At 70.3% G+C, this 25,601-nt stretch carries 28 protein-coding genes and 1 pseudogene; 11 read left to right on the top strand and 18 right to left on the bottom strand.

Features of this window, described 5'->3' with window-relative positions; translation table 11 throughout:
• The first annotated feature begins 59 nt into the window (after positions 1-59).
• Positions 60-614, top strand: coding sequence for a peroxiredoxin (locus ACZ6JS_RS00465; RefSeq protein WP_030850437.1), 555 nt, complete (start codon positions 60-62; stop codon positions 612-614).
• 3 nt (positions 615-617) lie between these two features.
• Positions 618-1,154, top strand: a complete 537-nt coding sequence (locus tag ACZ6JS_RS00460) for an alkyl hydroperoxide reductase (RefSeq protein ID WP_469294822.1) — start codon at positions 618-620, stop codon at positions 1,152-1,154.
• Positions 1,155-1,533: 379 nt separating this feature from the next.
• Here the strand turns inward: ACZ6JS_RS00460 and ACZ6JS_RS00455 are convergent, their stop codons facing one another.
• The 4 genes from ACZ6JS_RS00455 to ACZ6JS_RS00440 form a co-directional block, all read right to left on the bottom strand.
• Entirely contained in the window at positions 1,534-2,910 is a 1,377-nt protein-coding gene (locus ACZ6JS_RS00455) for an AI-2E family transporter (RefSeq protein ID WP_469294821.1), read from the bottom strand.
• Positions 2,911-3,039: 129 nt separating this feature from the next.
• Positions 3,040-3,732, bottom strand: coding sequence for an aggregation-promoting factor C-terminal-like domain-containing protein (locus ACZ6JS_RS00450; protein WP_469294819.1), 693 nt, complete (start codon positions 3,730-3,732; stop codon positions 3,040-3,042).
• 446 nt (positions 3,733-4,178) lie between these two features.
• Positions 4,179-5,495 (bottom strand): PhoH family protein, encoded by a 1,317-nt coding sequence (locus ACZ6JS_RS00445; RefSeq protein WP_469294817.1) that lies wholly within the window; start codon positions 5,493-5,495, stop codon positions 4,179-4,181.
• A 332-nt stretch (positions 5,496-5,827) separates the two neighbouring features.
• A complete protein-coding gene (locus ACZ6JS_RS00440; protein WP_469294816.1) occupies positions 5,828-6,589 on the bottom strand; it encodes an isoprenyl transferase in 762 nt (253 codons plus the stop codon).
• 129 nt (positions 6,590-6,718) lie between these two features.
• On the opposite strand from ACZ6JS_RS00440, the gene mgrA reads away from it, so the two are divergent.
• Positions 6,719-7,756: an L-glyceraldehyde 3-phosphate reductase gene (gene mgrA, locus ACZ6JS_RS00435; protein WP_469294814.1), complete on the top strand. Its 1,038-nt coding sequence runs from the start codon at positions 6,719-6,721 to the stop codon at positions 7,754-7,756.
• A 142-nt stretch (positions 7,757-7,898) separates the two neighbouring features.
• Here the strand turns inward: mgrA and ACZ6JS_RS00430 are convergent, their stop codons facing one another.
• Positions 7,899-8,648, bottom strand: coding sequence for a prepilin peptidase (locus ACZ6JS_RS00430; RefSeq protein WP_469294812.1), 750 nt, complete (start codon positions 8,646-8,648; stop codon positions 7,899-7,901).
• Positions 8,649-8,683: 35 nt separating this feature from the next.
• Between ACZ6JS_RS00430 and ACZ6JS_RS00425 the strand changes: the two genes are divergently transcribed.
• The 3 genes from ACZ6JS_RS00425 (at position 8,684) to ACZ6JS_RS00415 (ending at position 11,279) form a co-directional block, all read left to right on the top strand.
• Positions 8,684-9,040 (top strand): DUF192 domain-containing protein, encoded by a 357-nt coding sequence (locus ACZ6JS_RS00425; RefSeq protein WP_469294810.1) that lies wholly within the window; start codon positions 8,684-8,686, stop codon positions 9,038-9,040.
• A gap of 59 nt (positions 9,041-9,099) precedes the next feature.
• The gene (locus ACZ6JS_RS00420) at positions 9,100-9,717 is read left to right on the top strand and encodes an SMI1/KNR4 family protein (RefSeq protein ID WP_469294808.1); all 618 of its coding nucleotides are present in this window, start codon (positions 9,100-9,102) and stop codon (positions 9,715-9,717) included.
• 275 nt (positions 9,718-9,992) lie between these two features.
• Positions 9,993-11,279: an extracellular solute-binding protein gene (locus ACZ6JS_RS00415; RefSeq protein ID WP_469294807.1), complete on the top strand. Its 1,287-nt coding sequence runs from the start codon at positions 9,993-9,995 to the stop codon at positions 11,277-11,279.
• A gap of 159 nt (positions 11,280-11,438) precedes the next feature.
• Here ACZ6JS_RS00415 and ACZ6JS_RS00410 read toward each other — a convergent pair whose 3' ends face one another.
• On the bottom strand, positions 11,439-12,065 hold the full coding sequence (locus ACZ6JS_RS00410; RefSeq protein ID WP_469294805.1) for a hypothetical protein: 627 nt from the start codon (positions 12,063-12,065) through the stop codon (positions 11,439-11,441).
• 146 nt (positions 12,066-12,211) lie between these two features.
• On the opposite strand from ACZ6JS_RS00410, the gene ACZ6JS_RS00405 reads away from it, so the two are divergent.
• The gene (locus tag ACZ6JS_RS00405; RefSeq protein WP_469294803.1) at positions 12,212-13,399 is read left to right on the top strand and encodes a serine hydrolase domain-containing protein; all 1,188 of its coding nucleotides are present in this window, start codon (positions 12,212-12,214) and stop codon (positions 13,397-13,399) included.
• Positions 13,400-13,468: 69 nt separating this feature from the next.
• Here ACZ6JS_RS00405 and ACZ6JS_RS00400 read toward each other — a convergent pair whose 3' ends face one another.
• From ACZ6JS_RS00400 to ACZ6JS_RS00390, 3 genes are all read right to left on the bottom strand, one after another.
• Entirely contained in the window at positions 13,469-13,798 is a 330-nt protein-coding gene (locus tag ACZ6JS_RS00400) for a nuclear transport factor 2 family protein (protein WP_469294802.1), read from the bottom strand.
• Between the two features lie 144 nt (positions 13,799-13,942).
• A complete protein-coding gene (locus ACZ6JS_RS00395) occupies positions 13,943-14,779 on the bottom strand; it encodes a polysaccharide deacetylase family protein (RefSeq protein WP_469294801.1) in 837 nt (278 codons plus the stop codon).
• A gap of 249 nt (positions 14,780-15,028) precedes the next feature.
• On the bottom strand, positions 15,029-16,648 hold the full coding sequence (locus ACZ6JS_RS00390; protein ID WP_469294799.1) for an MDR family MFS transporter: 1,620 nt from the start codon (positions 16,646-16,648) through the stop codon (positions 15,029-15,031).
• Positions 16,649-16,773: 125 nt separating this feature from the next.
• Between ACZ6JS_RS00390 and ACZ6JS_RS00385 the strand changes: the two genes are divergently transcribed.
• Complete coding sequence (locus ACZ6JS_RS00385) at positions 16,774-17,355, top strand: TetR/AcrR family transcriptional regulator (protein ID WP_469294797.1); 582 nt, start codon at positions 16,774-16,776, stop codon at positions 17,353-17,355.
• A gap of 250 nt (positions 17,356-17,605) precedes the next feature.
• On the opposite strand, the gene ACZ6JS_RS00380 is transcribed toward ACZ6JS_RS00385, so the two are convergent.
• The 4 genes from ACZ6JS_RS00380 to ACZ6JS_RS00365 all read right to left on the bottom strand — a co-directional run bounded on the left by ACZ6JS_RS00380 (position 17,606) and on the right by ACZ6JS_RS00365 (position 21,033).
• Positions 17,606-18,592, bottom strand: a complete 987-nt coding sequence (locus ACZ6JS_RS00380; RefSeq protein WP_469294796.1) for a hypothetical protein — start codon at positions 18,590-18,592, stop codon at positions 17,606-17,608.
• 273 nt (positions 18,593-18,865) lie between these two features.
• Positions 18,866-19,693, bottom strand: coding sequence for an alpha/beta fold hydrolase (locus ACZ6JS_RS00375; RefSeq protein WP_469294794.1), 828 nt, complete (start codon positions 19,691-19,693; stop codon positions 18,866-18,868).
• A gap of 72 nt (positions 19,694-19,765) precedes the next feature.
• A complete protein-coding gene (locus tag ACZ6JS_RS00370) occupies positions 19,766-20,263 on the bottom strand; it encodes a hypothetical protein (protein WP_469294792.1) in 498 nt (165 codons plus the stop codon).
• A 344-nt stretch (positions 20,264-20,607) separates the two neighbouring features.
• Positions 20,608-21,033: a nuclear transport factor 2 family protein gene (locus ACZ6JS_RS00365; RefSeq protein ID WP_469294791.1), complete on the bottom strand. Its 426-nt coding sequence runs from the start codon at positions 21,031-21,033 to the stop codon at positions 20,608-20,610.
• Between the two features lie 114 nt (positions 21,034-21,147).
• On the opposite strand from ACZ6JS_RS00365, the gene ACZ6JS_RS00360 reads away from it, so the two are divergent.
• The 3 genes and pseudogenes from ACZ6JS_RS00360 (at position 21,148) to ACZ6JS_RS00350 (ending at position 22,644) form a co-directional block, all read left to right on the top strand.
• Positions 21,148-21,678, top strand: coding sequence for a TetR/AcrR family transcriptional regulator (locus tag ACZ6JS_RS00360; protein WP_469294789.1), 531 nt, complete (start codon positions 21,148-21,150; stop codon positions 21,676-21,678).
• A 133-nt stretch (positions 21,679-21,811) separates the two neighbouring features.
• Positions 21,812-22,159: pseudogene (locus ACZ6JS_RS00355) on the top strand (carboxymuconolactone decarboxylase family protein); the annotation flags it as partial.
• Between the two features lie 134 nt (positions 22,160-22,293).
• On the top strand, positions 22,294-22,644 hold the full coding sequence (locus ACZ6JS_RS00350; RefSeq protein ID WP_469294788.1) for an SCO4225 family membrane protein: 351 nt from the start codon (positions 22,294-22,296) through the stop codon (positions 22,642-22,644).
• Here the strand turns inward: ACZ6JS_RS00350 and ACZ6JS_RS00345 are convergent, their stop codons facing one another.
• The 5 genes from ACZ6JS_RS00345 to ACZ6JS_RS00325 form a co-directional block, all read right to left on the bottom strand.
• Positions 22,645-23,280 carry an OmpA family protein gene (locus tag ACZ6JS_RS00345; RefSeq protein ID WP_469294787.1) on the bottom strand — a complete coding sequence of 212 codons (636 nt, stop codon included), beginning with the start codon at positions 23,278-23,280 and terminating at the stop codon, positions 22,645-22,647.
• Between the two features lie 3 nt (positions 23,281-23,283).
• Positions 23,284-23,874: a hypothetical protein gene (locus tag ACZ6JS_RS00340; RefSeq protein WP_469294785.1), complete on the bottom strand. Its 591-nt coding sequence runs from the start codon at positions 23,872-23,874 to the stop codon at positions 23,284-23,286.
• A 31-nt stretch (positions 23,875-23,905) separates the two neighbouring features.
• Positions 23,906-24,559: a pilus assembly protein TadG-related protein gene (locus ACZ6JS_RS00335; RefSeq protein WP_469294784.1), complete on the bottom strand. Its 654-nt coding sequence runs from the start codon at positions 24,557-24,559 to the stop codon at positions 23,906-23,908.
• Positions 24,559-24,804, bottom strand: a complete 246-nt coding sequence (locus ACZ6JS_RS00330; protein WP_386396385.1) for a hypothetical protein — start codon at positions 24,802-24,804, stop codon at positions 24,559-24,561. The genes ACZ6JS_RS00335 and ACZ6JS_RS00330 overlap by 1 nt, the downstream gene beginning before the upstream one ends.
• A 110-nt stretch (positions 24,805-24,914) precedes the next feature.
• A complete protein-coding gene (locus ACZ6JS_RS00325) occupies positions 24,915-25,601 on the bottom strand; it encodes a response regulator (protein ID WP_469294782.1) in 687 nt (228 codons plus the stop codon).

Here is a 25,601-nt window from a genome sequence, read left to right as displayed (position 1 = left end):
GTCCAACCCCATCGGAAAGCCCCCAAAAGGGGTCATTTTCCATTGAACAAGGAGAGCGCGTGCTCACTGTTGGTGACAAGTTCCCCGCCTTCGACCTGACCGCCTGCGTCTCGCTCGAGGCCGGTGCCGAGTTCGCGCAGATCGACCACAAGACCTACGAGGGCAAGTGGAAGGTCATCTTCGCGTGGCCGCTCGACTTCACCTTCGTGTGCCCGACGGAGATCGCCGCCTTCGGCAAGCTGAACGACGAGTTCGCCGACCGCGACGCGCAGATCCTCGGCTTCTCGCTCGACTCCGAGTACGTGCACCACGCCTGGCGCAAGGACCACGCCGACCTGCGCGACCTGCCCTTCCCGATGATGTCGGACATCAAGCGCGAGCTCTCCGCCGAGCTGGGCATCCTGGGCGAGGACGGTCTGCCGATGCGCGCCGTCTTCGTCGTGGACCCGAACAACGAGATCCAGTTCTCGATGGTGACCGCCGGTTCCGTGGGCCGTAACCCCAAGGAGGTCCTGCGGGTCCTCGACGCCCTGCAGACCGACGAGCTGTGCCCCTGCAACTGGAACAAGGGCGACGCCACGATCGACGCCGGTGCGCTGCTGGCCGGTGAGTGACGGATGTCCCTCGACTCCCTGAAGGCGTCCGTCCCGGACTTCGCCAAGGACCTGAAGCTGAACCTCGGTTCGGTCATAGGCAACAGCGACCTCCCGCAGCAGCAGCTGTGGGGCACGGTCCTGTCCTGCGCGATCGCCGCCCGCTCCCCGCGCGTCCTGCGTGAGCTGGAGCCCGAGGCGAAGGCGAACCTCTCGCCGGAGGCGTACACCGCCGCCAAGTCCGCCGCCGCGGTCATGGCGATGAACAACGTCTTCTACCGCACGCGGCACCTGCTCTCCGACCCGGAGTACGGCAGCCTGCGCGCGGGCCTGCGGATGAACGTCATCGGCAACCCGGGCGTGGAGAAGGTCGACTTCGAGCTGTGGTCCCTCGCGGTCTCCGCGATCAACGGCTGCGGCCAGTGCCTGGACTCGCACGAGCAGGTCCTGCGCAAGGCCGGCGTGGACCGCGAGACGATCCAGGAGGCCTTCAAGATCGCCTCCGTGATCCAGGCCGTCGCGGTCACCCTCGACGCCGAGGCCGCCATCGCCGGCGAGTAACGGCACCCGTACGACGGCAAGGGCCCCGCGACCGCATCAGGTCGCGGGGCCCTTGCCGTCGTCAGCCCTCCGCAGCGCGGCCATCAGCGCCCCTACGTCCTCGACCGCCGCCGCGGTCGGGGCCTCATGGCCGGGCCCTGCCGGGGGCGTCGCCCCCGGATCGCCTCGGCGTCCCCCCGGTCGAAGAACACCGGCTCGAAGACGAACACCGCGCCCCCGTCGCGCACGCGCAACCGGAGACCGTCGCCGTGCTCGGACGAGCGGACCAGGGGCCTGTTTCCCCCGCCCCGGCGTCTCCTCCCACCGGACGTCGCCGCCGAGGATGCGGTCGTTGCGCGAACCCACCGCGAACTCGGGCCCCGGATCGCTCTTCTCGGGCCTACGGCCTGGTGAGGCCCTCGTCGTCGTCGGGCAGCATGCCCAGCGCCGTGGAGCCGTGCGGCGCGGGGCCGATCATCCCGGTTCCGAGGTGGTGCTGTTCCCGCGAGTACGCCTTCAGGTATCCGACCACCGTGTTGGTGACGGCCACCAGCGGGACGGCCACCACCGCTCCGCCGATGCCCGCGATCATCCCGCCGGCGGCCACCGCGAGCACCACGGCGAGAGGGTGCACCCGTACCGCCCGGCCGAGGATGAAGGGCTGGAGCACGTGCCCCTCGATCTGCTGCACCGCCAGGACCACCAGCAGCGTCATCAGGGCGGTGAACACCCCCTGGGTCACGAGCGCCACGACCACCGCGAGGGCGCCCGAGATCACCGCGCCGACGAGCGGGATGAAGGCGAACAGGAAGATGAAGACGGCCAGCGGCACCGCCATCGGCACGTCCAGGAAGTAGAGCCCGAGACCGATGAAGATGGCGTCGATGAGCGCGACGATGACCGTGCCGCGCACGTACGCGGTCAGCGTGCGCCAGGCGCGCGGACCGGCGCCGGCGACACCGGGGCGGGCGGCCGCCGGGACCAGGCCGAGCGCCCAGTTCCAGATGCGCTTGCCGTCGTAGAGCAGGAAGAGCGTCGAGAACATCGCGAGCAGCATGCCCGTGAGGATCTCGACGAGGACCGTCACGCCCTGGAGTCCGGCGGAGGTGATCTGCTCGGTGTTGGTGCCGATGGTCTCGCTGAGGTTCTTCGCGATGTCGTTGATCTGCTTCTCGGTCACGTGGAACGGACTGTCCAGTGCCCAGAGTTTGAGCTCGTTGATGCCGTCGCGGACCCGGTCGGAGAGGTCGTCGAGGTTCTCCATGACCTGCCAGACCACGAACCAGCCCACGAGCCCGATGACGACGAAGCCGAGGACCGCGGTGACGGCCGTGGCCAGGCCGCGCGGCAGACCCAGTCTGCGCAGCCGGACGACGAAGGGCTGGAGCATCGCGGTCACGAGCATGGCGGCCGCGAAGGCGAGGACGACCAGGCGGACTTCGCTGATCACCCTCATCAGCACCCAGAGCATTCCGGCGAGCAGCAGCAGCCGCCAGCTGGCCTCGGCGGCGACGCGCATCCCCCACGGGACCACGCTCGCCGGGTCGGGCCGCTCGGGGCGCCGGTAGCGCTCGGGGGCGGACTCCCGGACCGCGGGCGCCTGCGCCGGGGCGTCGGAGCGCGCGGGGCCCGCCGGGGCCGCCGCGGCCTGCCCGGCCGGCTCCGGCAGATCGCCTCCGGCCTCGGCCTCGACCTCGGCGCGCCGCTCGTTGAGCCGCGCCTCCATCTCGGTCAGCCTGTTGCCCAGCCGGCCGAGCCAGCCTTCCCTCTTCGCCATGTCGCTTCCTTCCCCCGCCCCCCGTCTACGGGCACACCCCGAAGACCGTACACGCGAGGAGCCCCGCACCGTACGACGGTGCGGGGCTCCCCCGGGTTGAGCGGTGGCGCCGCGGTGCGGCGGCGGCCGTCAGTACCAGCCGTTGGCCTGGTGGAAGGTCCACGCGGCGCAGGGGCTGCCGTAGCGGTCTTCCATGTAGTTCAGGCCCCACTTGATCTGCGTGGCGGGGTTGGTGCGCCAGTCCGCGCCGGCCGAGGCCATCTTCGAACCGGGCAGCGCCTGGACCAGACCGTAGGCCCCGGAGGACTTGTTCACGGCCAGGTAGTTCCAGGTGGATTCCTGGTTGATGATGTTCGAGAAGCACTGGAACTGGCCGGCCGGGACCATCTGCTGGGCGATGGCCTTGACCTGGGCGACCGTGTAGGAGCTCTGGACGGCGAAGTCACCGGCGTCGCGGGCGGCGGAACGGCTGGCGATTTCCTTCGCCTCGCGTTCCTTCTTCGCCTTCTCGTCGGCGGCCCTCTGCGCCTCGGCCTTCTTGCTCTTGGCGTCCTCGGCGGCCTGCAGGCGTGCGGCCTCCTCGGCCGAACGCTTGGCGTCGGCGTCGGCGGCGTGCGCGATGGTGTCGGCCTGCTGCGTCAGGGACGCGCTCTGGACCTCCGCCTGGTCGCCGACGGGGATGTCTGCGAGGAGGGTCGCCCCGGACGCGGTCGTCTCGAGATCGTTCGTGGGGTCGCCGGTTGCAACGCCCACGACTGCGCCGACGGTGGTGACCGCGGTGGCCGAAGCCACTGCGAACCCCCGGACCGAGATCCGGCTCACACGGTGTCCTTCCAGCAGCGTCCGCAGTGACCGCGCGGGCGCAAAAGTGCCCTCGACTCTGGCCTCCGTGGTTCTACGGTCACTGGAGGCGCGGGCCCGTGGGCAACTCCCCTGCGGGGGCTGCCGCGTGAAGCTCCGGGCGGCATACGGCCATCGGCTGTGGAGTTGTGGTGCTGCGCGTACCTCACGGGAGATACAGGTGTGCCGTATGCGGGGCCTGACGGAAACCAGACTCTGCCGGACCTCGACACCGCAAGGCAATTCTCCGTTGCGTGTGAAAGGTCACACCTGGTCTGTCGCCGTCGATTTCATCAAAGGGCTGTGCAGCACGACGCCGCCCGGCTAGGCTCTGGGGCCTTTGCCGGGCGGCGTCAACTCACCTTCCCGCTATGCGTTTTTTGACCGGTTCGCCCGCCCGGCGGGCGGTGTCTCCGGGCTCACCCGCATCAGAGGCTCTCCAGCATCTCGGTCACCAGAGCGGCGATCGGGGAGCGCTCGGATCGCGTCAACGTGACGTGCGCGAAGAGCGGATGCCCCTTCAGCTTCTCGACCACGGCGACCACTCCGTCGTACCGGCCCACCCGCAGGTTGTCCCGCTGGGCGACGTCGTGGGTCAGAACGACCCGCGAATTGGCCCCGATCCGGGACAGAACGGTCAGCAGGACGTTGCGCTCGAGCGACTGCGCCTCGTCCACGATCACGAAGGCGTCGTGGAGCGAGCGGCCGCGGATGTGCGTGAGGGGCAGGACCTCCAGCATCCCGCGGTTCAGCACCTCCTCGATGACCTCCCGGCCGGCGACCGACGAGAGCGTGTCGAACACCGCCTGCGCCCACGGGCTCATCTTCTCGGAGGCGTCACCCGGCAGATAGCCGAGGTCCTGGCCGCCCACCGCGTACAACGGCCGGAAGACCATCACCTTCTGGTGCTGCCTGCGCTCCAGCACGGCCTCCAGACCGGCACAGAGCGCCAGCGCCGACTTGCCGGTGCCGGCCCGGCCTCCCATCGAGATGATCCCGATCTCGGGGTCGAGGAGGAGGTCCAGCGCGATGCGCTGCTCGGCGCTGCGCCCGTGCAGCCCGAAGGCGTCGCGGTCGCCCCGTACGAGCTTGACGTTGCCGTCGGCCGTGACCCGGCCCAGGGCCTTGCCGCGCTCGGACTGCAGGACCAGCCCGGTGTGCACGGGCAGTTCCGCGGCCTCCGGTACGTAGAGCCGCTCCTCCGAGTAGAGGAGGTCGACCTGCTCCCCGGAGAGGCCGATCTCGCTCATACCGGTCCAGCCGCCGTCGGTGATGGCGAGCTCGGCGCGGTACTCCTCCGCGATCAGCCCCACCGAGGAGGCCTTGATGCGCAGGGGCAGGTCCTTCGAGACGACCGTGACGTCGTAGCCCTCGGCCTGGAGGTTGCGGGCGACGGCGAGGATCCGCGAGTCGTTGTCCCCCAGTCGGAAGCCGGCGGGAAGGACCCCGGGGTCTGAGTGGTTGAGCTCGACGCGCAGGGTGCCGCCCAGATCGCCCAGCGGGATGGGTGCGTCCAGGCGACCGTTGCGAACCCGGAAGTCGTCGAGCAGGCGCAGGGCCTGGCGCGCGAAGTAGCCGAGTTCGGGATGGTGCCTCTTTGCCTCCAGCTCGGTGATCACCACGATCGGGAGCACGACCTCGTGCTCGTCGAAGCGGGAGATCGCGTTGGGGTCTGCCAGCAGGACGCTGGTGTCGAGGACGTAGGTCCGCCTGTCGGGCAGGCGGCGCTTTGTGCTGGTCACCACGGAAGGACGTACCCCCTCGGAAGAGGTCGGGCCATGAAGACCGGACCGGTCATCGGCACCCATGCCAGGGCCGATTTCCGGCCCTCCACTGCGTCCGTGCGAACCGCACGTGCGTCCTGGTGCAAAGGGCCTCCCGGGCGGACGACCCCATGCCGTCCGCTGAGACTCGACACCCGTGGATCGGGCATCGACCTGAAAGGGATATTCCCCGATCAGGCCAGGCCATGCCATGGCATATGACGGACGCTCGGTGAATCCATGGTGAAGGCTTCGAGGGGAGGGGGAGGCGGGGCAGAGGGGGCTCCCTCACGGCGGGAACCCCCTGGGCGGCATCAGGCGCCGTAGCGCCGGTGGCGGGCCGCGTAGTCGCGCAGGGCGCGAAGGAAGTCGACCTTGCGGAAGGCCGGCCAGAAGACCTCGCAGAAGTAGTACTCGGAGTGCGCGCTCTGCCACAGCATGAATCCGGACAGCCGCTGCTCGCCGCTGGTGCGGATGACGAGGTCCGGGTCGGGCTGGCCGCGCGTGTAGAGGTGCTCGGCGATGTGGTCGATGTCGAGGATCTCGGCGAGCTCCTCAAAGGAGGTGCCCTTCCGCGCGTGCTCCAGCAGCAGCGAACGCACGGCGTCGGCGATCTCCTGGCGGCCGCCGTAGCCGACGGCGACGTTGACGAGTATCCCGTCGACGTCGTGGGTGGCCTGCTCGGCCTCTTTGAGGACCGTCTGCGTCCCGGCGGGCAGGATGTCCAGGTTGCCGACGTGGTGGACGCGCCAGCGGCCGTCCGCGGCGAGGCCCCGCACGGTGTTCTCGATGATGTTGAGCAGCGGGCGGAGCTCGACCTCGGGCCGGTCCAGGTTGTCCGTGGAGAGCATCCACAGGGTGACGACCTCGACGTCCGTCTCGGTGCACCAGCCGAGCATCTCGGAGATCTTGTCGGCTCCGGCCTGGTGACCTTGCTCCGTCGTGCCTCCGGACGCCTTCGCCCAGCGGCGGTTCCCGTCCAGGATGACGCCGATGTGCTTGGGTGCCGCGTCATGGTCGAGGCGGCCTTCCACCCGGCGTGCGTAAAGCCTGTACACCAGGTCGCGCAACTTCACGATCTTCCAGCCCCTCCGTGCCTTGCCCCCGTGCGAAATGCGGTCCCTCCCCCGAGTCCGCCACATTACTGCGCGGCGGGATGGGGTACCCAACTCGGTCTGTCACAACTCCGTGATAGGGAGGACAACGTGACTGATACCAATCCCTATCGGGCAGAGCCCTCGCGCTACGACTCCATGGAGTACCGGCGCACGGGCCACAGCGGCCTCAAGCTCCCCGCGATCTCCCTCGGCCTCTGGCACAACTTCGGTGACGACAGATCCCTGGAGTCCCAGCGGGCGATTCTGCGCCGCGCCTTCGACCTCGGCGTCACCCACTTCGACCTCGCGAACAACTACGGGCCGCCGCCCGGCTCGGCCGAGCTGAATTTCGGCAAGATCTTTGCGCAGGACTTCGCGTCCTACCGCGACGAGCTGATCCTCTCGACCAAGGCCGGCTACCTCATGCACCCCGGGCCGTACGGCGAGTGGGGCAGCCGCAAGTACCTGCTCAGCTCGCTCGACGCCTCGCTGAAGCGGATGGGCGTGGACTACGTCGACATCTTCTACTCGCACCGCTTCGACCCGCAGACCCCGCTCGAGGAGACCATGGGCGCCCTCGCGTCCGCGGTCCGGCAGGGCAAGGCGCTCTACGTCGGCGTCTCCTCCTACACGGCCGAGCAGACGGCCGAGGCCGTGCGGATCCTGCAGGGGATGGGCGTGCGCCCGCTCATCCACCAGCCCTCCTACTCCATGATCAACCGCTGGACGGAGGAGGACGGACTGCTGGACGCCCTGGAGGACGCCGGCATGGGGTGCATCTCCTTCGCCCCGCTCGCGCAGGGGCTGCTGACCGACAAGTACCTCAAGGGGATCCCGGCCGACTCCCGCGCCGCCCAGGGCAAGTCGCTCAACCCCGACCTGCTCTCGGACGACGTGCTGCGCCGGCTGGCGGGCCTGAACGGGATCGCCTCACGCCGCGGCCAGTCCCTGGCCCAGCTGGCACTCACATGGGTGCTGCGCGACGAGCGGATGACCTCGGCCCTGATCGGCGCGTCGAGCGTCCGGCAGCTGGAGCAGAACGTGGCCGCCCTGGCAGGCGCGCCGCTCTCCGAGGCCGAGCTGAAGGAGATCGACTCCTTCGCGGTGTCCACGCCCGGCACGAACATCTGGGCCCAGCGAGGCTGACCTGCATTTTCGCCCCAACACCCGCGCGGGGAACGGGTGGACAAAAAACGGGCCGGTCCGTGGGGGGGATACGGACCGGCCCGAGGGGGGGGTTCCACCATAACCCTTCGTAAAGCATGCTGCGTGCATCGGCGCGCGATGATTACGCTCCGAAACCACCCAGCAGCACTCCGGTGAGTGCTCCGGCCGCCATGAAGGGGCCGAAGGCGAAGCCCTGGTCACGGGTCGCGGAGCCGCGCAGCAGCAGGGTGAGGCCGTGCAGCGCGCCGTAGAGCAGGCCCAGGAAGGCTCCCGACGCCCATACCCCCCACCCGTACCACCCAAGAGCGACCCCCAGCGAGAGCGCCAGCTTGACGTCGCCGAGGCCCATCCCGGCGGGGTTGATCAGATGGAGCACCAGGTACGCCGCCCCGAGCGCGCCCCCGCCGAGCAGGGCGAGCCGCCAGGACCCGGCCGAGCCGGGGAGCAGGGCGGCGATCCCGAGCAGGGCGGCCGCCGCGGCCGCGAGCGGCAGGGTGAGTACGTCGGGCAGCCGGTGCACGGCCCGGTCGACGAGGGCGAGCAGGACGAGGAGCGGGGCCAGTCCCGCGTACGCCGCCGCCTCGGGCCGCACCCCGACGGCTGCCGCGATCAGGGCGCAGACCCCTCCGGTGAGGACGGCCGGGAGCACGGCCCGCCGCCCGTACGCGTGCACCGGCCCCGGCGCGGCGGGCTCCGTCCGGGGCGGGCGGCAGCGGGCCGGGCCGAGCCAGCCGCGCAGCCGGTGCCCCTGCGGGCAGCTCTCCCGCCAGGGGTTCCCGGGGGCCACGGACAGCCGGTAGGCCGCGCGCGGCAGCAGCAGCCCGGCGGCGACGCCGTACCCGGCGGCGAGAACGATCACGACCACACCCATCCGGCGAAGGTAGGCGGTCCCCTAGGGTGGCCGCCATGGCGCACTGGCATGACGGCCCCGCCGCGTTGCGGGTCGGGTCCGACCCCACACCGATCCCCCTGGAGGTGGCCGCCTCGTACCGGGCACGGACGCGCGGGCTGCTCGGCCGGGACGGGATCGACGGGGCGATGCTGCTGACCCCCGCGGCGAGCGTGCACACCTTCCGGATGCGGTTCGCGATCGACGTGGCGTACCTGGACCGGAACCTGCGCGTGCTCGACGTGGCCACCATGGCTCCCGGTCGGCTGGGACGGCCCCGGCTGCGCGCCCGGCACGTCCTGGAGGCGGCGGCCGGCGCGATGGCCGGCTGGGGCCTGGCGGCCGGGACCACGCTGGAAGTGGACACCGCCTAGGAGGAGCTCGCCGCCGGGAGTAGGTTGGGGCGGTTGAGCTGGGGCAACAGGGGAGCGGCATGACGGAGAACGCCCGGATCAAGGCGCTGGAGCAGATCATGCCGGCGACGCACGGCGCCGACGAGGACGTGGACTGGCCCGCGGCGGAGGCGGCCTGGGGGACCCGGTTCCCGTCGGACTTCATCGCGTTCATGGGCCGGTACGGCGCCGGCTCCATCAACGGCGAGGCGAGCATCCTGCTCCCGATGCCCAAGCCCGGGCTGCAGTGGGATCCGGCCGGGATGGCGGAGGAGACGGAGAACGCACGGCAGATGTGGGTGGCGGAGGGCGGCCGTTCGGCCTTCGACGCGGACCCGGAGTCGATCATCGCGTGGGGCGTCGCGGGCGGCTCGGACATCCTGTGCTGGCTGGCCTCGGACCCCGATCCGGACCGCTGGCCGGTGCTGGTGTGCGGCCGTCACACCGCCGACTCCTTCGCCGTGCACCCGTACGGCATGGCCGAGTTCCTCTTCCGGCTCTGCTCCGACGAGTTCGACGTGAGCCCGGTCAGCATCACCTTCTGGGACGGCGGCCACCTGAGCTTCGTGCACTGGCGCAAGGCGCAGCGCCGCTGGCAGGAGGGCCGCAACCCGGAGACGGGCGAGCCCGACCCGTACGCGGGCGAATTCACCGACTGACCGACCGGCCCCCGCCGCCACCGCCCGCCGGCCCGTTTCCCTGAGGGAAACGGGCTTTTCGGCATGTCTACGCGCGTCTACTTTATCGGCCGCATACCGGAAAACACCAGACGGAAAAGCGGCGGTTGGAGCATTCACCACAAGTACGGCCCCCGTGGAAAAACCACCCCTGACACAGGAGAGAATTCCGGCCAACGGGCCATCGAGGGACCACCCTGCCCGGAGCAACCCATAAGCAATAACGAGACGCAAAAGAAATTCAGGGGAATACACCCGTGCGACGGAGAATTTTCGGCACGACCGCCACCGCGACCGTGCTCGGCCTGCTGATACCGCTGGCCGGATGTGGCGGTTCCGGAGACGACGCAGGTGACGGAGGCACGCTGCAGCTGGTCGCCGCCGAATACGGCGACAGTCCTGCCACCAGCTCCAAGCCCTTCTGGGACAAGGTGACGGCCGATTTCACCGAGGAGAATCCGGGAATCAAGGTGGAGGTCCAGCTCCTGCCGTGGGCCGACATCGACCGCGAGGTCTCCCGCATGGTCAAGGCCGGCAAGGCGCCGGACATCGCGCTCATGGGCTCATACTCGGACTTTGCCGCCCAGGGGCAGCTCTACCCTGCGGACGAACTCCTCTCGGTCACCGCCGAGGCGAATTTCCTCCAGCCGCTGGCCGACGCCGGCTCGGTCGGCAACACCCTCTACGGCCTGCCGTTCGTCGCGAGCAGCCGCCTGCTTTTCTACAACGAGGCGCTGTTCACCAAGGCCGGCATCAAGGAGGCCCCCAAGACCTGGTCCGACCTCAAGGCAGCCGCCAAGGCGTTGAAGGACAAGGGCGTGAAGTACCCGTACGCCCTGCCGCTGGGGCCCGAGGAGGCCCACGCCGAGGCGCTGATCTGGGAGCTCAGCAACGGCGGCGGCTACGCCGACAGCAGCGGCAACTACAGCCTGGCCTCCGACCAGAACATCAAGACCTGGGAATGGGTCAAGGAGAACATGGTCGCGACCGGCTACACGGGTACCACGGCGCCGTCCCGGCTGAACCGGGCGGACGCCTTCGCCGCCTTCACGCGCGGCGAGGTCGGCATGCTCAACGGCTACCCCTCGCTCGCCCACGAGGCGCGCGCCAAGGGGATCAGCGTCGTCACCACCACCATGCCCGTCTCGGACGACCTGGGCACCGGGGAGACCCCGCCGACCGTCGGCGTGGCCGACTGGATGATGGCCTTCAGGCAGAACGGCAAGCGCGCGGAGATCGGCAGGTTCCTGGACTTCGTCTACCAGGACGAGAACCTGTCGGACTTCGCCAGCCGCTACCACCTGCTGCCCTCCACCGTGACGGCCTCGCGCACCCCCGCGGGCGGCGGACTCGACAAGAACGACCAGCAGTTCCTCAACGCGCTGCGCGGCGCTCAGCTCTACCCGGTCAACGACCCGTCCTGGGTGACGGTCAGCGACACCATCAAGCGCAACATCGGGCGCGCCGTGGAACCGAACGGCAACCCCAAGGGCGTCCTGGAGGACATCGCCGCACAGGCCTCGCAGGCCTCCAGGAAGCACTGAAGTCCACCGGAAGTCCCCCACGACACGGGACCTTCGACACGTGCCGCGGACCATCCCGTGCGGCACCATGGCCACTACGGCCCTTGATCCGGGGCCGCGGCCCAGTCGCCCGCCGAGCACTCACGAGGTGCGCGGGGCGGCCGGACCCCGCCGGGAGCCTCAGCGCTGCTTCCCGTGGTCCTGGGAGAACGCCGTCCGGTACTGCTCGCAGCTGGAGTTCCAGCGCAGCGAGCCGTGGAGCGTCCCGTAGCCCGAGCGGGTGACCGACCACTCCACCGTGTACTCACCGGTGTCGCACGCGATCCGCTTTCCGCCCGCGACCTTCTCGCGCCCCGTCGCCGGCTTTCCGGTCAGCTCCTTGCGCACTTCCGCCACCGCGGACCGGTCCGCGCGGCGCAGTACGGCGTGCACGACGATCGGGTGCCCGCCCTCCTTGACCGTCACCGCCTTCTTCACCACGGTCGAGTCCGAAACCGACCAGGCGAACTCGTACGAGGGTTCCCACGCCAGCGTCCTGGGGTCGCCGACCTTCCGCTCGTGGTCCGGAGCGGCCGGGTGGCCGGGACGGGTGACCGTCTTGTAGCGGACGCCGGGGTGGAAGCGGAACTGCCCCTCCACCTTGTGCATTTCGTCGTCGGTCCACATCGACTTCATGGTCTTCTCACCGCCCGCCGGGTCCTGGAGGTACATCGCCGCCTCCGCGGCGGTGGCCTGCTGGACGAGGACGGGGGCGAGGGCCGCGGCGGCCGTGGCGAGGGCGAGAGCGGCGGTGCGGGTGCGCGTCATGCCCGGACCAACGGGGCCCCGACGCGGGCCGGAACGATGCCCCACGGCCTTTCACCCGTACGGGAGCCCCCCGGGTCACCGGAATATCCGATGATCACCTTCGGTTCGGGAGCAGCGGAACGACGATCCGATCCGAGGGGGACGCCATGGGCGGGAACGAGAACGCGGGAGCGGGCACGGCAGGGGGCACGGCCGTGCGTGGGGGCGGGGGTGTGGGCGGCACGGTGGCGGCCGGGTGGGAGCGGGTCCGGGAGGAGTTCGAGGCGTTCGCGGCTGCCGAGCCGCACTCCCCCGAGGCCCAGCTCGCCGTCCACCACCGGGGGCGGCGCGTCGTCGACCTGTGGGCCGGCGAGGACACGGACGCGGACACGCTGAGCGGGGTCTTCTCGATCACCAAGGGCGCCGCGCACCTGGTGGTGGCGCTGCTCGTACAGGACGGCACGCTGGAGCTGGACCGAGCGGTGTCGGCGTACTGGCCGGAGTTCACCGGGGACGGCAAGGGGCGGCTGACGTTGCGCCAGCTGATCAGCCACCAGTCGGGACTGATCAACGTGGACGGGGGCTTCGACTACGAGGAGATCGCGGACGACGCGCTGATCGCCGCCCGGCTGGCCGGGCAGAAACCGTACTGGGAGCCGGGGACGGCGTACGGCTACCACGCCTTCGTGATCGGCGCGCTGACCGGCGAGGTCGTGCGGCGGGCGACAGGCAGGTCGATCCAGGAGGTGTACGAGGAGCGCGTGCGTGCCCCGTACGGGCTGGACCTCTACATGGGGCTGCCGGCCTCGCAGGAGGGCCGTTGGAAGCCGGTCCTGGACATGCTGCCGACACCGGAGCAGGCAGCGGCGCGGGCTGCGGAGGGACCGGTGCCCGAGCTGTTGGCGGTGGCCTTCAACTGGCACCGCGAGCCGCCGATGGACCTGGTCGCCCACGCCAACCATCCGCGGACGCGGGAGCTGGGTCCGGCTTCGGCGGGCGGCATCGGCTCGGCGCGCGGCGTGGCGGGCCTTTACGCGGCGGCGATCAGCGAGGTGGGTTCCCGGTCGGCGCTGCTGAAGCCGGAGACGGCGGCGGAGTTCGCCCGGCTGCACACGCCGGGGCAGGAGGTGCTGACCGGGGAGACGGACCACTTCGGGCTGGGCTTCGAGCGGCAGCCCGCCGTGGGACCCCAGGCCTTCGGGCACTGCGGCGCAGCGGGCGCGCAGGGATTCGCCGACCCGGTCACGGGGATCGCGTACGGGTACACGCGCCGCCGCTTCGGCTTCCCGGGCGGGCTGGCCCCGGAGAACGGGCGGCTGACGGCGGCGGTGCTGGAGGTGGCGCGGGGCCTGTAGGCGGGGCGGATCGGGCCCGGCAGGTGCGGGCGGATCCGGCCGGTGCGGGCAGGCCCGGCAGAGGTGCAGTCAGGCCTGGCCGGTTTCGAAGCGGCTGATGCGACCGCCGCCGGGGGCGATGGTGAAGCGCCAGGCGGTACGCATCTCGCCCCAGGTGTCGTTGCGGTAGTCGACGACGAGGGCGCGACCCCCGTCGGACTCGGACAGCACGTCCATGTGGCCCCTGGAGTCGAAGATCTCCCGGTCGACCCAGTCGTGGAGATCGCGGTCCGATCCGTCGTCGGACATGGTCGCGTCGGCGGTCAGCAGCTTCAGGAAGGCCTCCTTGTCGTGCGCGTTGACGGCGGTGACGAGGGCGCCGACCACGGGGTCGGACAGTTTGCCGGGGGCGATGGCCACAGGAGCCTCCTGGTCGGGCGTACGTTCGTCCGTGCCGGACCAGGTAACAACGCGGGCGGGTCCGCGTCGTCGACCCTCACCCGTTCGCGCGGCGGACGGCGTGTCAGGGGCGGCCGTCGGGCGGCAGCGGGGGCGGTCGGCGGCTCACGGGGTGTCGGGGGCGGTGCGGACCGGGAAACCGGTCGGCCGGCCCTGGTCCCTGAGCCAGGCCAGCACCTGGTCGAGGGCCTCGACGGTCTGGGCGCGGTTGCCGCCGCCGTCGTGGAAGAGGACGGTGGGGCCGTTGCCGATCTCGCGCTTGACGGCGTCGACGACGGCGGCCGTGCCGGGCTTCTGGAAGTCCTTGGTGTCGACGTTCCAGCCGAGCGGGCGCATACCGTTCGCGGCGGCGATGCGCCGGCTGTCGGGGGTGAACGCGCCGCCGGGGGCCCGGTAGTACTCGACCTTCGCGCCGTCGCCCGCGGCTTCCTCTATGAGCTTCTTCGCGTCCAGGATCTGCCGTTCCTGGTAGTCGACGGGCTTCTTGTCCATGGCCGTGTCGTGGTCCATGGTGTGGTCGCAGAGACGGTGGCCGCCCGCGACCACCTTCTTGACGAGGTCGGGGTGGGCCTTGGCGCGGGGTCCGACCATGCAGAAGGTCGCCTTGACGTCGTACCTGTGCAGTACGTCGAGCACTTGGGGGGTCCAGCGCGGGTCGGGGCCGTCGTCGATGGTGATGTTGACGGCGTTGCCGCTGCTCTCGGAGGAGTGGGCTATGCCCTCGGGTATGCCCGTATGGGCCCCCGGCCGACCCGCCGGGCCATGGCCGGAGTGGTCGGTTCCGCCCGGCTGGGCCACGTTCTGACGGGAGGCCGCGCCGGCGCTTCCCGGCTCCACGAGGATCGCCACTCCCCAGACCGTCGCCGCCACGGCGGCGGCCGACGCGACGACGGCCGCGCCGGCCCGGACGCCCTTCCTGTTCGTGTACGTCGAGAAACCCATGAACCGTCCACTCCCCATCAGCTGTGCGAGCGTTCCGTGGATCAGGACGTCCGTCGCCAAGGAGGAGTTCCAGTCAAATCACCCATAGATTCCCCGTAATGGGACTGACAGGACCGATGGGGCTGATGGGACTTTGGCCCTTGATCGTCCACCGTTCCTTCCCGGGCGGGCGTGGCGGAAAACGGCTCGCCCCGGCGGACGCGTACGTCCACCGGGGCCGGGATCGTGTGCGGTGGGGGTCCGCGAGGGTCAGTGCGCGAGGGACTCCTGCGCCGCGGGGGCGGACTTGGCGTCGGCCGGGACGGACTTGCCGTCGGCCGCGGCCGACTTGTCGTCGGCCGGGGCCGGACCGGCGCCCCGCAGCGGGACCTCCTTGACGAACCAGGCGGCCAGGAAGCCCAGTACGGCCACGGCGGCGCCGAGCAGGAACGCGGAGTGCGTACCGGCGGCGACCGCGTACTGGTAGGCCTCGCGCACGGCCTCCGGCAGCTTGGCCAGGCTCGCCGCGTCCAACTGGGCGGAGCCCGCGGCTCCGGCGGCCTCCGGGCCCAGGCGCTCGGACATGGTGTCCGTGACCCGGGAGGTGAACAGGGAGCCCATCAGGGCCACGCCGAAGGAGCCGCCGAGCGTACGGAAGAGGGTGGCGGAGGACGAAGCGACGCCCATGTCCTTCATGTCGACGCTGTTCTGCGCGACCAGCATGGTGATCTGCATCAGGAAGCCGAGTCCGGCGCCGAGGACGGCCATGTAGAGGCCGGACACGAGGCGGGAGGTGCCGGTGTCCATGGTCGCGAGGAGGAACATGCCGACGACCATGAGCGCGCCGCCGACGATCGGGAAGATCTTGTACTTGCCGCTGCTGGTGGTGACGCGTCCGGCGATCAGCGAGACGAGCATCATCGAGAGCAGCATGGGCAGGAGCAGCAGGCCCGAGTTGGTGGCGGAGGCGCCCTGGACCGACTGCTGGAACAGCGGGAGGTAGAGCACGCCGCCGAACATGGCGAAGCCGACCAGGAAGCCGATCACCGACATGAGGGTGAAGTTGCGGCTGCGGAAGATGTGGAGCGGCATCACCGGCTCGGCCGCCTTGGTCTCCACGTAGAGGAACGCGGCGGTCGTCAGCACGCCGATCGCGATCAGGCCGATGATCTCGGCGGAGCCCCAGGCGTACTCGGTGCCGCCCCACGTGGTGACGAGCACCGTGGAGGTGATCGCGACGGTGAGCAGGGCCGCACCGAGGTAGTCGATCTTCGGGCGCTGCCGCTCGGCGGGCTTGGGCAGGTGCAGTACCGCGGTCACCATGGCCAGGGCGACGGCGCCGAGGGGCAGGTTGATGTAGAAGGACCAGCGCCAGCCCATGTGGTCGGTGATGGTGCCGCCGACGAGCGGGCCGCCGATCATGGCGAGAGCCATCACGCCGGCCATCATGCCCTGGTACTTGCCGCGCTCGCGGGGCGGGATGAGGTCGCCGATGATCGCCATGACACCGACCATCAGACCGCCGGCGCCGAGGCCCTGGATCGCGCGGAAGCCGATGAGCTGGCCCATGTCCTGGGCCATGCCGCTGAGGGCGGAGCCGATCAGGAAGATGACGATCGAGGTGAGGAAGGAGCCCTTCCGGCCGTACATGTCGCCGATCTTGCCCCAGATGGGGGTGGAGGCGGCCGTGGCCAGGGTGTAGGCGGTCACCACCCAGGACAGGTGCGCCAGGCCGCCGAGTTCGCCGACGATGGTGGGCATCGCCGTACCGATGATCATGTTGTCGAGCATCGCCAGCAACATTGCGATCATGAGTGCCATGAGGACGACCCGCACGCTGCGTGGCTTCACCTCCTGCGAGGTCTCCGCGGGCTTGCTTGTCTCCACCATTTCCTGTCCACTCCCCTGGGTACTACCTGCCGGAACGGCACTTACTTGCCGACCGGCTAGTTCACTACAATGGGGACGGTAGACCCGTAACTTGCCGGGCGTCAAGTAAGTAATCGAGGAGAGTCATGTCCAGCAGCAGTCCGCAGCGCCGTCGTGGCGACACGCGCCAGCGCATCCAGGACATCGCACTGGAGCTCTTCGTCGAGCAGGGATACGAGAAGACGTCGCTGCGCGAGATCGCGGAGCGGCTGGAGGTCACGAAGGCGGCGCTGTACTACCACTTCAAGAGCAAGGAAGACATCATCATCAGCCTCTTCGAGGACGTCACGCGTCCCATCGACGAGCTGATCAAGTGGGCGGAGCAGCAGCCGCGCACGCTGGAGACCAAGCGCGAGGTGCTGCGCCGCTACAGCGAGGCGATGGCGGCGGGCGCCGCGCTGTACCGCTTCATGCAGGAGAACCAGGCGACGACGCGCGAGCTGAGCATCGGCGACACGGTGAAGAAGCGGCTCTACCGCCTGGTGGAGCTGCTGCGCACGGACGACGGCCCGCTGACGGACCAGGTGCGCTGCGTCAGCGCCCTGTTCACGCTGCACGCCGGGATGATGTTCCTCCAGCACGTCGAGGGCGACCCGGAGGAGACCCGCCTGGCCGCCCTGGAGGTCGCCACGGACCTCATCACGCAGGCCCACCACGAGGAGTCGTGAGCAACCACGCGGATGCGTGAGCCGCGGCCGGCCCCACCCGGACGGCGACGCCCACCCGGCCGGCGACGCCCACCCGGAGGGCGACGCCCCACCCGGGGTTCAGGACCGGCCGGAGCAGGGCGGCGGCCGGCCCGGGGCTCAGGACCGGCCGGAGCAGGGCGGCGGCCGGCCCCGGAGAGGACCCGTCGGGTCGGGGCCGCCCCCGTCGTCCGCGCGGACGGCCGCGCCGCCCGTAGAACAGGCACGGGGTTCAGCTACCCGCCCATTCCTGCAGGGCGTCGAGCGAAGGCGCGTCACGGATCTCGGCATCAGCCCCCGACAGTTCGGACTCCGACCGTGCCGCCGCCGCGAGGGCGTCGAGTGCTGCCGATCCGGCTCGACGCGCCTCGGCGAAGGCCAGGAGCAGGGGTACACCGGCGGTGAAGGCGATCTCCCCGGCCGCGGGGCGCGGCTCGTATGCCGCACTGCCGTCCTTGCCCGCCCAGAGCAGGCCCACGGTGTCACCGCTCCGGCGAACCTCGATGTACTTGACCGGGCCTTCGGTGAACGCCTCGTAGGACTGTTCCTGGTAACCCTTCGGCAGGAGGCGCAGCATGCGCTGCCATCTGGCCGGTACGGCGAAAGTGCTCCAGGGGTCGATGTGGTCGGTGCCCTCCTCCGAGAGGTCCTCGAAGCCTGAGGCCGTGGGCCTGCCGTAGTAGGTGGGATCCCCGGGATCGACCTCGGCTCCCAGCAGCTCGGAAACGCCCCTCAACAGGGATGCCAGACGCGGCGCGTTCGCCGCGGCGACCTCGGGCTGCGGGCGCTCCCTCAGGTCCAGGGTCATCCAGGCGTCGGAGTACGCCGCCAGCGACACGACGGTGTGCCCGCCGGGCCAGAGCAGCAGCCTCAGGGCGAAGAGACGCTCGGAGCGGTGCACCCCGCCGTCGGAGTCCAGCCATGCGCCGGGCAGCACGCTCCAGAGGTGCAGCGTCGCGTCATGGTCGAACCACGCCCGGCTTTCCTCCACCGCGCCGTCGAGGCGGCCGTTGCCCTCCCATTCGTACCGCGTCTCCCGCGGCGCCTGCAGCGTGACGACCTTGACGCCCCCGTGTCCCCAGCCGTCGACGAGACCCAGGCCGGAACCGAGGGAATGGATCCGGTCGAAGAGACGGAGCGCCCGGTCCGCACCCTGCTGCCCGGATACGGCGGTCGTCGTCTCCCAGAACCATTCGCCTACAGGGTCGGTGGTGATCACAGCATGTCCTTCGGAATGGCCTCCGGATCGGTCGAACGGGACGCCCGGCGCACCGCGTCGCCGATGAGCTCGGCCGCGGCGATCTCGTCCAGCGACCAAGCCGACAGCCTTGACGGCCCCTTCCGTCTCCGGGAGTCGGTCCGTCGGCTCCCAGCCAACATACATCGCAGCTGCAACGGATCGAGCAACGGGCCTGTTGTGACTTACCCATGACAAACCGCCAGGTGCGTGCACGCGCGGTATCCGCGCGGCACGCATCCGGCGGACGGCGGGTCAGGAGCGGTCTGCGGAGGCCGTCGAGGCGAGGAAGGCGAGGAGGTTGTCGGCGTAGCGCTGCGGGGCGGTGAGGTGGGGGACGTGGCCCTCGCCGCGCAGGGTCCGCGCCTGCGCGCCGGGCAGCACCTGCGCGAGCCGGTCGACGATCGCGCCGAACCACGCCGGGCTGTCGGTGCCCTTGCTCAGCATGGCCGGGCCGGTGTAGCCGGCCAGCCGGGCGAGGTCCACGGTGTCCCAGTCCGGGTCGCCCTGTTCGTCGGCGGCGGTGGGGGCGTTGGTGACGAACGTCCGGCGGGCCGCGTCCGGCATCCCGTCCCACGCACCCGGCCCGAACACGACCTCCTCGACGAACCGGCGCGCGCCGCCCTCGGAGTCGCCCGCGCGCACGTCCGCCATGATGGCGTCGATGGGCGCCTGCGCGTTCCGCATCAGCCGGTCGAGCTCCGGATCGCCGGCGACGACGGCGGTCAGGGGCGGCTCGTGCACCGCGAGGCTGCGCAGCAGTTCGGGGCGGCGGGCGGCGAGGCCGAGCGCGACCGAGCCGCCGAAGGAGCTTGCGGCCACGTGGGCGGGGGCGCCGAGCCTCTCGATGAGCGCGGCCAGGTCGTCCTCGTCCTGGGCCCGCGTGCCCTGGCCCGGCGGGCGCTCGCTCCGGCTGTGGCCTCGACGGTCGTAGACGAGCACGCGGTGGGCGCGGGTGAGGGGCGGCAGGACGGCGTGCCAGCTGTGGTGGTCGGTCCAGGAGCCGTGGACCAGGACGAGCGGTTCCCCGTCGCCCTGGATCTCGTAGAAGAGCTCGACGCCGTTCACCTGAGCCCGTGCCATGCCTGGTCCCCCTTGCCCGAGATGCCCTGCCGGCCTCCCCCGCAGAGCCTTGATCATCCTCTCAGACGCCGGTCACTGCTGGACGGGCGTAGCGGCCGACCAGAACTCGTCCTGCTCGTCGCGACGTTGAGGGAAGGGCCCGCTGCGATGCGGGGTGTTCTCCGGGGTGATGGGTTGTTGGACGTCCGTGTCGCGCAGGCAGGGGGTGGCCGCCTCCAGAAGGAACTGGCCTTCGCCGCCCACCTCGACCGAGAGGCTGTAGCCGTCCGGGGTGCTCGCGTGGATGCGGGGGAACTTCCGGCTCTTGTTCGCATGGGTGAATGTGTAGCCGCGATCCTTCCACGCCTGCTCGATCAGCCCCAGGAGGGAGTCGCGGCGCTGCTCGGAGACGATCGTCTTGATCGTGATGATCCGGTCGGTGACACCGGTGCCGGTGGCGGCGCCCGCCACACCCTTCGTGCAGCCGGCGCTGCCACCGGGGCCGTGGTTCCACTTCAACTCCGGCCGTACGGCCCCCAGGGTCTCCTGAAGGATGGCGTCGGCGCCCTCCGCGCCCTGCTGCAGATGCATGGCCTTGGCCCCCTTGGCCGAACCGCGTCGGCGCCCGGGCCGCAAGCCGCGACGATAGCTGCCAGGACGAACAGCGCGGCTACGGCGCGCGGTGGCTTCACCGGGTTCCTCAGTGCTGTGTCCTGGGCGTGGGCCGCGAACGGGCCCTGCTCCAGGGGCGGCCGGCGCCTCCCCGGCGCCGCTTCCGCGCCCTCCGCAACAGCAGGCCTCGCGGCGAACACAAGTTCACGAGGCGCTCTTCCGGAAATTGGGCGGGCTCGCCGTATCAGCCGGTCGCGGTGGCTGCCAGGGGCGGGCGTACTCAGACACGGGTTCGCGGCTGAGTGCCCGCACCCGGGGGGTGTTCAGAGGATCCGGCGGTCCTCCGCGGCGATCGGTACGTCGTTGATGCTGGCCTCGCGGCGGCGCATCAGGCCGTCGTCGTCGAACTCCCACTGCTCGTTGCCGTGGCTGCGCCACCACTGGCCGCAGGCGTCGTGCCACTCGTACTCGAAGCGGACGGAGATGCGGTTGCCGGTGTGGGCCCACAGCTCCTTGCGCAGCCGGTAGTCGAGCTCGCGCTCCCACTTGTCGGCGAGGAAGGCGCGGATCTCGTCACGGCCGGTCAGGAAGCGGTCGCGGTTCCGCCAGACGGAGTCCTCGGTGTAGGCGAGGGCGACGCGCTCGGGGTCACGGCTGTTCCAGGCGTCCTCGGCGGCCTGGACCTTGGCGCGGGCGGATTCGTCGGTGAAGGGCGGGAGGGGCGGACGGGGCAGGGGCGGACGGGTCATGGTGCGTGCGTCCTTCCGGAGGGGGAGGCCGGAGAACGGTCGTTCTCCGACTCTCCGCCCACCCTAGGAGAACGATCGTTCTCGCCGCAAGCGATATCGGGTTACCCTGCCCTCATGGACGACGAAGAGGCCCGGACCCGGCTGCTGGACGCGGCGGAGGAGCTGTTCTACCGCCACGGCATCCAAGCGGTGGGCATGGACCGCATCCGCGCCGCCTCCGGCGTCCCCCTCAAGCGTCTGTACCGGCTCTACCCGGCGAAGGATTCCCTGGTCACGGCCTATCTGGAGCGCCGCGACCGACGCTGGACGGCGAGCCTGCGCGAGGCGGTGGCGGCGTCCACGCAGCCCCCGGCCCTGGCCGTCTTCGACTGGCTGGCGCGGTGGTTCTCGGAGCCGGACTTCCGCGGCTGCGCGTTCGTCAACGCGTACGGGGAGCTCGGCGCGGCCGCGCCGGACGTCGTCCGCGTCCACAAGGCCGAGCTCCGCGCCCTCCTGGCCGAACTGCTCCCGGCCGGGGCCCCGCCCGCGCTCGCCGACCAGTTGCTGATCCTGGTCGAGGGCGCGACGACGGTGGCCGCCCTGAGCCCCGGCCCGGAACCGGCCCTCAGGGCGCGCGAGGTCGCGGAGATCCTCCTGCGGCAGTGACGCGGTCACTCGGGCGTACGGCGGAGCACCGTCACATCCGTCCGGTGGGATCCGTCAGGGCTGTGCAGCCGTCGACACGTCAAGCAGACCAGGCGATTAGGAGACCACCATGAACGCCCGACTCGACTTCCACGCCAGCCAGATCAACGGCTGCGGCTTCTGCACCGACATGCACACCAAGGACGCCGCGCACGCCGGGGAGAGCGTCGCGCAGCGCCTCCAGCTGGTCGCGGCCTGGCGCGAGGCAAAGGTGTTCCCGAGGCCGAACGGGCGGCGCTGGAGCTGACCGAACAGGGCACGCGCATCGCCGACGCGGTCGGGGGCGCACGGACGATGCGTGGGCGAACGCCGCCCAGCACTACGGCGAGGACCAGTTGGCCGCGCTGGTGTCCCTCATATGGCGCTGATCAACGCCTACAACCGGATGAACGTGATCATCCAGCCGCCGGCCGGCGGCTACCGGCCGAAGCAGTTCGGCTGACCCCTCCCCGGGGTCGGCGCGGTACGGCGCAGTACGCGTACCCGGACCCCCGGTCTGGTCTGGGTACGCGTACTCAGGACAGGGCGCCGGGTCCTGCCGACCATGGAGGCAGTCCACACCACCTGGGAGAACCGATGACCGCCCGCACGCTCGTCCGCCTGACCTTCAGGAACCCCGCATCGGCGATCTACCTGGGCCTCGTCGGCATCGCCGTCGCCATCGCGACGGCCGCCACGCTGTTCGCGCCCGACCCCGGGTTCGTGTGGGTGCTGCCCGCGATGTTCGCGTTCCCGCTGTTCCTCTTCGTGTCGCTGGTCCAGGCGCCCGTCCCGGGCGGCGACCAGCCGGCGACCTGGCTCTTCCTCACCGAGCTCGTCCTGTGCGTGCTGGCCCAGTCGCTCGCACTCGGAACGATCGTGGAGGCCTCCCGCGGCCGCCTCCGGCGGCGGGAGCGGCCCATCGGGTCCGCGCCGCGGACGAGCTGACTAGTCGGCGCCGCGCGGGAAGGTGATCTCCACGCGGCGGTTCTTCTTGCGGCCCTCTTCGGTGCTGTTGTCGGCGATCGGGTAGTCCTCGCTGTAGCCGCGGACGTCGAAGACGACGCTCGGGTTCGTCACGGTCTTGGCCAGCTCGGCGTGCACGGCATCGGCCCGCTGCTTCGACAACTCCTTGCCGTGCTCGTAGCTGCCCTGGTCGTCGGTGAAACCGAAGACCCGGATGCGGGTCGCCTTGGACTGGTTGATCTCGTTCCCGATGGCCTGGATCCGGGCGGCGGCCTGCGCGTTGAACACGGCGCTGTCCTCGGGGAACAGCACCTCGGACTGCAGCGCCATCATGACGGTCTCGTTGGTCTCCTGCCGCCGCTGCTCGCCGCCGAGGTCTTCTACGACCTCGGCGATGTCCAGCACCTTGACGGGTGCCAGGGTCCCGCCCTGCGGGATCTTCAGCCCGGGCGCGTTGGAGTCGATCGCCACGGGCGCGGCGGCGGACGGCTCTGTGCCGGGGGGCACGGAGGGCTTCACGTCATCGGCATGCGCGGCGGTCGCCCCGATGAGGTGCCCTCCGGCTATGACGAGTGCGGAAACTGCAGTGGCGGCGGCTGCGCGATGGCGTGTGGTCATGGGTCACCCAGAGATCTTGACGGTGGCCGTGGCAAAGGTCGGGAGGCTGAATTCCACCTCATTGGTAGAGCTCGGCGGTGCCGGAAACTGGGCGAAGAACGGGATCACCTGACCGGCGTCGACGCTGGAAACGCCCGTCGTGCACAGGCACCTCGACTCCGTGTCCCGAAGCACGTAATAGCGCTTCTTCCCCACTTTGTCGACCAGCGTCGCACCGGCGACCGACTCTCCGGTCCCCTTGAGTTCGATGCCGCGCCAGGCGACGGTGTCCTTGTAGGACTGGCTACCCGTGTTCTTGAGCTGCCCGGAGACTGTGAGGAAGCCACCCGGGTCCCGCCGCACCGAGTTGATCTCCAACGTCATGCCGGCCTGTCCGTTCAGCGTGGCGATGACTTCGGTCGGCTCTGCGCTCTGGCTCGCGCTCGGTGCCGCGTTCTGCGACGCCGTTCCCTGTGATTGCGCCGCCCCGGACTTCTGCGGCTCGGCCGACTTGTCGTCGCCGCCGCCACCGCACCCGGCCAACGTGACGACCATGACCGCCGCACCCGCAACGGCCATCCCCCCACGGACCCTCACCATGCGCCGAATGCTCATCTATGAACGCTTCCTTGTCTCTCGGTCCCTGTCAGCCGACGAGTCGCACGCTGAACAGCTTTCTGGTCAATCCCTTGAGCGAACCCGGCTTCAGCGGGTCGAGCTTGACCATCTCCTTGCCACAGGTGAAGGTCACTGTTGATGCGTTCGGCGTGGGAGATGGTGATCCACCTGACGGCGCGGTGGATGTCGGGGTGGGGATGGGGCTCGGAGTGACGACGGCCCCCAGGCGGCACCTCGGCTCGATCAGAGCTGTGGCCTTCGCGGTCGCATGCACGTCGCGGGTGCCGGGAACCACGGAATCCCCCACGGCTTCATTCGTCTCCACCGTGACGGTGAACCGCGGGAGGGCAGCCCTGCACGTGGCCTTCGCATCGTTCTTCGCCGCGAAGGCCTCCGCCGCCGCACAAGCCTCGCCGACCTTGAAAAAGTCCCCCTCAACGATTTTCTTCCAGCCCCCCGTCTCCACCGACGGGAGATCGAGCCCGACAAACACCGTGTCCCGAGCCTCACGTCCGGCTGCCAAAGCCGCTGCGTCCGCAGCTCCTTGGGCATCACTGCGCCTGACCGACGCCTGACCCACCGCGAAGAAGGCGAGCGCGGCGAAGAGCAGCCCCGCCACGACCACCACGTAGATGGGAAAGGCCTGCCCCCGGTCGCGCCCATACAGGCCGCAGACGGCCACTAGCCGGCTTTGATGTCGGTCACCGCCTGCTTGATCCGCTTGGTGATCTCCGAACCGACGCCCGATCCCACGATCGCTCCGACGATCACGATGACCACCAGGATGATGCCCAGGTACTCGAAGGCCGTCTGGCCGCGGTCCTGTTGGGCGTGGCGCTTGCGAAGCCTTGTCACGGCCGTGTCCGCCCACCCGTTCACCCTGATCCGTGCCTCCACGGCGGCCTTCAGCAGCGTGTTCTGTGACATGGGGGTTCCCTCCCGGGCCGGTACCGGTGTCGATCTGCGGACGGTACGGCGAGTCACCACTCGTAACCAAGGGTCCCGGGACCCAATTACGGACCCACTGCGCACTCTGTCTACCCATGACCGGTCACTCCTGGACGGGCGGTTCCCAGCCAGCGGGCTATCGCCTCGCTGCGCGTGGCGCTGCGGAGCTTCGCGAAGATGCGGTTGATGTGGTTCTTGACGGTCTTCTCGCTGATGAAGCAGGTGGCGGCGATCTGCTGATTGCTCATTCCGGACGCGATCAGGTCCATGATCTCCACCTCCCGGGAACTCAGCCCGAAGAAAACAGAGTTGTGCATCCGTTCGGACGACTGTGCCACATCGCGTTGCGGATGCGAAGAGGCCCGGAGTTCCGTCAGCAGGGCGCTCGCCGCCGTGGGGGTGAAGTGCGGGCGGCCCAGGGGTGCGTCGTGCACGGCCCTGAGCAGCTCGTCGGCAGTGAACTCGCCGTGTACGAGGTACCCGCCGGCGCCCAGAAGCAATGCCTCCCGGACGATTTCGGCTTCCCTGCTGTACGTCAGCATCAGTACGGGTGCCAGCTGCACGAGGTGCGGGAGCGCCGAGATCCCGTCCACCCCGGGCATCCGGACGTCCAGCAGGACCACGTCCGGCGCGTGCCGGCGGGTCAGGCTCAGGGCCTCGCGGCCGTCCGCGGCCTGGGCAGTCACCTCGATGTCCCCGGCCGCGCCCAGGATGGCCGCGAGTCCCGCCCGGATGACCGGGTTCCCGTCGGCGATGAGCACGCTCAGTCGTGCCAT

The sequence above is a fragment of the Streptomyces sp. NPDC046349 genome (assembly GCF_055587885.1).
The sequence above is the reverse complement of the archived record's forward strand: the minus strand, read 5'-3'. Positions and strand labels throughout refer to the sequence as shown.